General features: G+C 50.3%; 7 protein-coding genes and 1 pseudogene. All 8 read left to right on the forward strand.

Annotation, left to right across the window (positions count from 1 at the left end):
* Positions 1-189: pseudogene (locus PsWM33_RS07825) on the forward strand (ISKra4 family transposase); the annotation flags it as partial.
* A gap of 48 nt (positions 190-237) precedes the next feature.
* Positions 238-1,191 carry a replication initiation protein RepC gene (repC, locus tag PsWM33_RS07830; protein ID WP_063299801.1) on the forward strand — a complete coding sequence of 318 codons (954 nt, stop codon included), beginning with the start codon at positions 238-240 and terminating at the stop codon, positions 1,189-1,191.
* Between the two features lie 339 nt (positions 1,192-1,530).
* Complete coding sequence (locus tag PsWM33_RS07835; protein ID WP_063299802.1) at positions 1,531-1,983, forward strand: hypothetical protein; 453 nt, start codon at positions 1,531-1,533, stop codon at positions 1,981-1,983.
* A 116-nt stretch (positions 1,984-2,099) separates the two neighbouring features.
* Positions 2,100-2,528 carry a hypothetical protein gene (locus tag PsWM33_RS07840; RefSeq protein ID WP_063299803.1) on the forward strand — a complete coding sequence of 143 codons (429 nt, stop codon included), beginning with the start codon at positions 2,100-2,102 and terminating at the stop codon, positions 2,526-2,528.
* Positions 2,529-3,049: 521 nt separating this feature from the next.
* Positions 3,050-3,859, forward strand: coding sequence for a tetratricopeptide repeat protein (locus tag PsWM33_RS07845; RefSeq protein WP_063299804.1), 810 nt, complete (start codon positions 3,050-3,052; stop codon positions 3,857-3,859).
* Between the two features lie 74 nt (positions 3,860-3,933).
* On the forward strand, positions 3,934-4,386 hold the full coding sequence (locus PsWM33_RS07850) for an invasion associated locus B family protein (protein ID WP_193778375.1): 453 nt from the start codon (positions 3,934-3,936) through the stop codon (positions 4,384-4,386).
* Complete coding sequence (locus tag PsWM33_RS07855) at positions 4,386-6,131, forward strand: ShlB/FhaC/HecB family hemolysin secretion/activation protein (RefSeq protein WP_063299806.1); 1,746 nt, start codon at positions 4,386-4,388, stop codon at positions 6,129-6,131. Before PsWM33_RS07850 ends, PsWM33_RS07855 begins: the two co-directional genes overlap by 1 nt.
* A gap of 39 nt (positions 6,132-6,170) precedes the next feature.
* The coding region (locus tag PsWM33_RS07860; protein ID WP_193778376.1) for a two-partner secretion domain-containing protein at positions 6,171-8,959 on the forward strand (2,789 nt) is incomplete at its 3' end.

Here is an 8,959-nt window from a genome sequence, read left to right on the forward strand (position 1 = left end):
GTTAATGCGGTTGTCGGCAAGCGCTTTGGCAAAAAACAGCAGATGCGCTGGTCAAAGTCAGGTGCTCATCTCTTGCTCCAAACTCGCACACGGGCACTGGACGGAACACTCAGGCAGAAGTTTGAACAATGGTATCCCGGCATGAAATCTGAAGCGAAAGATCCGGTAATCGACAAACTCGCCGCCTGATTGCCCCACACTTTTAAATACTCTCCAAGTTACAAGCGGCTGCACCGCATGGCGCAAGAACTGGAGCAGCGCGCCCTTGTCTGGAAACAGCAAAAGACAACGTTGCAGCTTCACAAAAAGGTCTTAAGACAGCAGCTGACCTTGCATCCAGGCCACCCAGCTGCAGGGGATGCGCAAAAGCTGTTGCTGTCATTGCCGCGCCGCATCGAGGCACGCTTGACCATCACCCAGCTGTTGCAATGGAGCAAGCAGTTCTTGCAGCTGATCGCAGCGTTTCATGAGGTGCGTGAGGCTTCTTCCACTGACCAGATCGAGGACGATCCAGCAGCGGAATCCGCTCCCCAAGATAGGTCTTGTCGGAAGAAAACTTCCGACAGGTCGGAAATCCAGTTCCGACACATAAATACAAACAATACAAAACAAACACTTTCTAACGAAAGAAGTAGTGAGCGGACATTGCCGGTCGGCAATGACTTGAAGATTGCTTTGACCGCTGACGCGGAAAGGGCTCTTGAGAAAGTTGAGCGTGGAAGCGCTGCTCCAGTACGTCAACTCCCGATTGCACATGAGGACAGGTCCACTTCGCCTCCCCTGCCCGGTCTTGAACCGCCTTCAGCACAAGCCATGCACCTGAGCTCTGGCATCGAGCACATCACGCTCAAACAGGTTTTAGCCTGTGCCAGTCCCATGCTGCGCGATATGATCCGCAATGCTTCAAAGAGCGGTGGAGCCGATTGGGATTCTGTCATCCAGGCCGCGGCACTGGCCGCAGGATATCTTGGGATCTCAAAACCAGCATGGCAGGAGGTTAGCTGCAAACTTGGGAGCAGCGCGGCCGCAACGCTGATCGTGATTGCCGAGCGCCGCAGTACCGATTCTGCCACCACCATCAATTCCTATGGCGGCTTTGTGCGCGGCTGTCTGGCAAAAGCCAGGGCCGGGGATCTGCACCTTCAAAAGTCTGTTTTTGGCCTGCTCAGCAAGGCAAACCTCGATGAGTAGTCTTCACTTTAAAAATTTGGGACTTCGCCCCCGATCGCTGTCAAGGACAAGGGAGCTACCGCTCCCCGGCCCTGAGGCCTCCCCATCCTTCCTGCATGACTTTTGCGCCGGCACATCCGGCCCAAAAGTCACGCAAGAAGGACACGAGCTGCAACCGCTGGCCGCGTTTGCAGCTCGGCTTCCATGCAAGTGCATTCCAGTGGGCGATACCCCGCCTCAGGGTCGATCCTTGACAGCGCTCTCCCCCGTTTTTGTGACGGAAGAAATGAACCGATCTGAGCGATGTTGGGAACGAACAGCACCTCTTTGTTTTGAAATTTGAATTTGGAGTATTTTATAGTGCAGGCCAAGTATCTTGCCGACCAGCTTTGTGAAGTCAGCACCGCTTTAGAAGATGCAGTTGTGCAAACCTATGGGGAGCTTCCAGCAAATTGCGCAGCAATCGTGCTACTTCTGCGGAGAAAAGCAGCGCCCTCTCTTGCGTACATCTCAAAGCAAGTCTGTCTCAGTCAATCCGCAACGGCAACGCTTGTCGACCGGTTAGAAGAGGGCAAGCTTGTCCGGCGTATGAAGCGTGAGGGCCGTCAAGTTAAGGTGAAGCTCACGGCCGGGGGCAAAAGAAAAGCTGATGAACTTGTCAAGTCCCGCAGGCAAGCAGCTGAAAACCTGCTGGCAAATCTCAATGAAGAACAGCGCACTGTGCTCTCAAAAACCTTCATCCAAATTATGAGCGGCATAGACCGCTCAGGCAACTTTGAGGATCTCGCCTCCTTAACGGCTGGCCGTTCTTAACTCGCTTAGGGTGTCAGTTCTCACTCAGCCGCACTCAGTCCCAAGCTCTGTGCTGTTGCAGATCACATACCAATCCACCCATCGCAACTTGATGGATCATTCAAACGGAGATTTCCATGAAAAAACTGTTCGTTCTTCTTGCCGCAACCATGCTCTTAGCGGCCTGCCAGACAACATCCATTCCCGTCTCATCAAAACAACCGCCTCGGATCGTGACACACAAATCCGCCTCAGAGACCCAAAATGCATTGATCAACGAGTTCAAGGGAATGGGCTTCAAAGTGGTTCGCAGATCCTCAAAGTCCCTTGTCCTGGAACAGACCCTCACCCCAAACAGCGATGAGCGCAAACAGCACGCTTCCTACAGTGATGGGACACCGCGCAGTCAGATCCGATTCACATTTTCCAATGTTCAGGAAGGAACCAAAGTAACTGCTAAGTTCGACATGCTGGTTAATCCGGGGAAGTCGAACCAGGAACGGGTAACTCTTCTCGACAGTCCTGACGGTGCCCGTCTTCAGCGCGTGTTGGAAGGCGTTAAGTGAGATTACCTTTCTGGTCAGGTGGAAGTTTTCCATCTGACCAGATCAGATGATTGATGGGCGTGGGATCTGCCCTACGTCCCTTTTACGGTTCCTCACAACAAAGGTAATGGAAGGAGCCGTCCATTCCATTACCTTTGTTGGAACTAACCCAATTCTTCACAAACGCTTGGAGTGCTGTTTTTCAATAGATGAATATTATTTCGCAATGTGTGCCTCATAAAGTAACGTATTGTGTTCCACCTCAGCTATCTTGGAACATTTCAGGCATACAACAAAGTGTATTAATCTCAGAATGACTGATAATAATTCATATAGACAAATAATATAAAATTTTATCATAACTGTATTAAAATAATTTTATCTTCGTAGGATACGTTAAATATTATCATTTGACTCACCGTTCCCATATAAATACTTATATATTGAAATTTTATTGAATGTTTTTTGCAAAATAAGACACAGATTTGTGTTAATTTATGCTTTGTTCTGCTTTGGCAAATTCTCGTAGGCGTATAATTCAGATGAAGTTACTTCGAAACATTACCCTTGCTGCTGTTATGGCGACACATGCCAGCTCTGCCGCCGCCGATGTTACCGCAGGTATTGAAAAACTTGAGACCGGGGATGTTCAAGGATCAGTGAAGCAGTTTCAGGAGGCTTATACTAACGGGGATGCGGATGGCGCGTTCTACATTGGACGTTTATTTGAACTAGGTCTGGGGACAGACAAAGATATCTCTCGTTCCGCTCAACTTTTTGCAGCAGCAGCTTCCAAAGGTAGTGCCAAGGCGCAAAACCGTCTTGGTCTCATGCACCTGAATGGTCAATATGTTCTTGAAGATTACACACGCGCCTTTGAACTGATTTGTAAAGCCGCTGATGCAGGAGACCCAGATGGGCAATTCAATTGCGGTCTTCTTTATAAGACAGGAAGGGGAGTGAGTGTTGATGAGGAGCAAGCGGTAGCTTACTGGAATAAGGCAGCAGCTCAATCACACGTTGCAGCAATCAATCTTCTCGCACAGGCTTACAAAGATGGAGCCGGCGTTGAAGCAGATCCTGAGCAGGCTGTAAAGCTTTTTTCACATACTGGCGCAGCTGGAAACCCACTAGGCCTGTTTGAATTGGCGAAGGCCTATGCTCATGGCTCCGGGGTTCAAAAAGATCCAGTGAAAGCTTATGGCTATGCGAACCTTGCTACAGCTCGCGCTATGGAAGGCGCCGCAGATTTGCGTGAAGCACTTCGTAATCAACTAAATGCAGAGCAGCTTGATGATGCACAGGCCTTTTCCCGTGAATGGAAGGCAAAACCTGTGCAGCCCGTCCAATAAGCCTAGCTTTCCGGTTATTTATGTTTCGTTTGTTCGTTATCTTTTTAGCGGCAGTCATATCTGCCAGCGGCAGCTTGAGTGAGCCCATTTCTGGCACTCCTGAAGTTGCCAAAACACAAACTCCATTTGTTGATTGGACCGTCGAGTGTCTTGCGGTCTGCAAACTTGCGCCTGCCGCTACTTCATCACAGGGCGACCCGAAGCAATTTAAGATTGTTATCACCTCACATAGTCCTGACAACACATCGTATGCTGTTATGAGTGTACCAAGCGGGGTCTATCTCGCACCGGGCATTGTGATCAGGGTTGATGACAAACACCCCTTTAAAGCTCTTTTCGAAATTTGCGATGAAACAGCCTGCCATGCTGGTTTCAAGTTAACCGGATCAGTTTTGAGAGCCTTCAAACTTGGTCAGATTGCGAACATTCGCGTTTGGCTGCGCAAAGATCAGATCGTGGACTTCCCCATTTCATTGTACGGCTTCACCAGAGCATATTCCTACCTGCAAGAGCAAGGCACGCATTGATGTGTAAAACCTTACTCTCGCACCCTTCTTTTAAATTTGCCCCGGTTTTGTGTACGGCGGGTGTTGGCATCTTGCTCCTAACATATCCAGCAGTTTCTCAAGTACAGCCGTCTCTGGCACAAGAGCAATTGCAGCGCACCCGCGAGCGTGAAGACGCTGCGCAGGCGCAGAAATTACAAAATGAGCGTCGGCAGGCTCGGAGTCAAAGGAGCAATCCAGGACAGATCGACATGCCTTCTGATCCGCTCAGTATTCCCGAAGGTGGCCCATGCTTTCTTATCAAGCAAGTTCACGCCGATGGCTTTGAACGGTTTGGAAAGCCTCCGCAAGGCTATGATGAGTTAATCGGAACCTGCGCTACTCTTGCGAACATTGTGCGTTCGCTGAATGCGGTTAACGCATATTATGAGAAACTGGGATTCATCACGACCAGAGCCTACCTGCCAAAACAAGATATCTCCCAGGGCACATTAACAATCACAATTATTCCCGGTATCATTGAAGGGTATGTTTATGCCGATGGACGGCAAGCTGATGCGCGCCTCTTGATGGCCTTTCCTTCAGGACGAGGTGAGCTGCTAAATCTTCGCGACATGGAGCAAGGCCTGGAAACTCTCAATGGCCCCAATTCCAGCAAGGCGGATTTTAAACTCATCCCCGGAGAGCGACCTGGTGGTTCTTTTGTACAGATTGCAGTGAAAGAAACGCTTCCCTTAAACGGCAGGTTATCAATTGACAATTCCGGCTTCAGCAACACAGGGACGGCCAAGTTCGCTGCAAGTCTGGGTATTGATAATCTATTAAATCTCAATGACCAATTCAGCCTGCGTATCAGTGCAACACCATTCGATCCGCGCAGGCAACGATATTCAGAGAGTATTTCAGGCCGCTTTTCACTTCCTTACAAAAACTGGCTTTATACTTTGGAGGGTGGTGCAAGTCGCTATTTCTTCGAGCTCGAAGGTATAAACCAGAGTTTTCCCGTAAAGGGGCGCTCACACTATGCCAACCTGTCAGTTGAGCGGTTATTATGGCGAGATAAGCTCTCCAAGAATTACATCTATGGTGACCTCAAATTAAGCCGCAGCTGGTCTTATATCGATGGCTTTGAAATCAAAAGTCAACGCAGGCGTTTAAGCTCTGGATCGATTGGCCTGCGCGGAGAGACAAAACTTGGCGCCGTACAGTTGCAATGGGATGTGGGAACTAAATTTGGACTAAAGGCGTTTGGAGCCCAAGTCAGTAAACAGAGTATTATTGACCCGCAGTTCCATCTCATTCAAGGCAGGCTTGACCTTGAAGCGCCCATACCCTCAACGCCGTTCACCTATTCAACGACCTTATCCGGGCAGTATTCGCACGACATTTTGCCAGGTACAGAACAGATGTCCATTGGTGGATGGTCAACGGTCCGGGGTTTCCATCAAGACAATATGTATGGAGATGTGGGTGCTTACTGGCGCAACAACCTGGAGTGGCAGGCAATTGACAGTGAGGGTTTACAGCTCAAACTCAAGGCTGGGATTGATGCCGGGCTAATCAAGCCTTCGCAACTACGTGCGTGGTCACAAGATTATCTTGTCGGGGCTCACTTTGGTGCCACTGCCACAATTGGGGGAAAAATCTCACTGGATTTGCAGCTGGCCCACGCACTATCACGTCCACAACGCAATCTACCACATACTGTTTCGGCATTTGAGGCTGACAAGACTGTCGGCTTTGCCAGCTTGAATTATACTTTTTAGAGGATTTGCTACGGTTTGTAGCGCCGGGGAGCTCCGAAAATGTTGAAGAAGATCAAACGGTCAATTGCGCTGCTTCTTAGCGTTATCCTTACATTTCAACCTGTAATTGTTTATGCCGCAGATGTACGACCGCTCAATCCCGGCAGTGGGCCTCGTCCTCATGTAGATCAAGCCCGCAATGGCACACAAGTTATCAATATCTCAACGCCGAACTCCAGTGGCGTTTCACATGATAGGTACACGAAGTTTAATGTAGATGACCTGATCCTGAACAACTCTGCAACGATTACAGATACGCGCCTGGGAGGGTGGATTGAAGGCAATCCAAACCTCAAGACGGGCAGCGAGGCCAAAAGCTGGATCGCTGAAGTGGTTGGTGGCAATCAGACACAGCTCGGCGGTGTTTTAGAAGTTGCCGGTGAGCGAATGGATGTCATTCTTGCCAATGAGTTTGGCATCACTTGTAATGGCTGCGGGTTTATCAATACTGGTCGCACCACCTTAACAACAGGACAACCACGGTTTGACAGAAATGGCGCCTTGGCGGATTTTGATGTCCGCAAAGGGACAGTCACAATCGGGGCCGACGGGCTTAATCAAGATAGCCGACTGCTAGCCACTGACAGATCTCGTGTCGATGTCATCTCACGCGCTGCTGCGCTCTATGGTGCGGTATATGCAGATAAGCTGAATGTGGTCACTGGCGCGAACAAGGTTGACTATGACTGGAGCTATGATGACAAAACCGGTGAGGTTAAAGGCATCACCCCACAATCTGGTAGTGCGGATACACCAGAGTTAGCAGTTGATGTATCCGCGCTTGGTGGCATGTATGCCAATGCCATCAAACTGGTTGCTACGGAAAATGGTGTGGGCGTTCGCCTTAATGGCCAGCTGGCGTCAGCAACCAATATCTCTTTGAGTGCCAACGGAAAGCTGAGCGTTGGTAAGCCAGCTAATAAACACACTCCGCTCCTCAAAGCGCACAAGAAGATTTCAATCCGCAATAAAGGCCCGATTCTTCTTGAAGGTGCCGTGGTTTCACAGACTGATGACGCCATCTATGTGAGCACAAGCGAAGGAAGTTTAACTGCAGCAGGCGAGATTTCTGGTGGAGCAATAACATTAGAGGGAGCCGGCCTTGTTGCAATCTCAAATGCGCTCAAAAGCCAGGGAAATCTGCGCGTTACTTCTTTAAACAATTCGGTGACACAAAGTAAGCAGGCCAAAATCAGTGCCTCAAATCTTACTGTTTCTTCTGCTGATAACATTTCATTGAACGGCAACGTTGCAATCGAAAACTCTGCTGATCTGAACGCAGAAGGTAAAATCACGACCGGTGCAACTTCAACAGTTGCAGCGCGCGCACTCACCCTTAGCGCAGAAGAACTTCAAACCAATGGTCATGTGAGCGCTGCCAAAAATCTTGTCCTTAATGCAAAAGCCGGGGGGATTACCAATCGCGGTGCACTCAAAGGGCAAAGTCTTTCTCTCACTTCTCAATCAGATTTCACCAATGCTGGCAAAATAGCCGTTGATGAGACTGCGCAGTTATCTGTGGCGGGAAAGTTCGCAAGTGACACAGGTTCTGAGCTTTTTGCCAGGAACATCGAGATGACTGTTGGCTCGGCTGCCATGAAAGGCATTATCAAAGCCGATAACAACCTGGACATCACATCTCGCTCCGGTTCGATAAACAGCAAAGCAACGCTAACCGGGTCAGCTGTCAGCTTAGCTTCTGCAACTGATATGAGGATTGACGGCACGATCTCTGCCGCAAGATCGGCGAGGCTTGCTGCGAATGGACAGATACTCTCATCGCAAGGGTCGCAAGTTTCTGCAGATACTATAACAATTAGCGCTGGTGAAATTGAAGCCAATGGCGACTTGATCGCGGGATCTGATGAAGATGCGCAAGTGGGTACGAGTGTTACTCTCACCACCCGCTCAGGAAACTTGACCACACGTGGTGCGGTAACTGCTGATGCTGTCACGCTGACATCTGCCGCAGACCTGATCACCGATGGAACCGTGACCGGGCACAGCACCGCAACCTTGAGTGCCGATGCCCATCTGACGATGAATGACGGATCTGAACTGCACGGCACCGATCTGACACTCAGCGGGCACAGCGTGTCTCTTGCTGGGGTTGTAAAGGCAGGTAACCTGCTGCAGGCAAGCACCACATCAGGCAAACTTTCCATTACAGGAGACCTGTCAGGGCGCACCATTTTGCTCACCTCACAGGCCGGGCTGGAGCATGCCGGGGTGATAGATGCCAGCAACACAGCTACGCTGAGCGCAGCCGATCTGTTACAGACCAGCTCAGGTTCTGCTCTTTACGCCAACACCATCACCGCGACCGCTGCCTCTATTGTGAATGGCGGCGATATCCGCGCGGATGAGACAGCAACGCTGAAGACAACAACAGGTGCCTTTACCAACACCGGCCTGATCGGCGCAAAAGACCTTGTTCTTAACGCGGCCTCACACTTTGAGCACAGCGGAAAGCTTGTGGGAACAAAGAGCGTTATGCTCGATGCTACCGGCAACTTTTCCTCTGAAACCGGCTCAGAGATCTCAGCACGCACCATCGCCCTCAAAGCCGCCAGCATCGAAGCCGATGGCGACATTATAGCTGACAAGGATGACGGTCCGATCGCGGAGACCACGCTTGAACTGGTCACCCGCTCAGGGGATCTGGTGACACGCGGTGCGCTCACCGCAGATATTACCACACTGACGTCAGCTGCAGATCTGATCACCGATGGAACCGTGACCGGCCACCGCACCGCAACCTTGAGTGCCGATGCCCATCTGACGATGAA

The organism is Pseudovibrio sp. WM33 (genome assembly GCF_001623165.1).
In the GTDB taxonomy this organism is placed as follows: Bacteria; Pseudomonadota; Alphaproteobacteria; order Rhizobiales; family Stappiaceae; genus Pseudovibrio.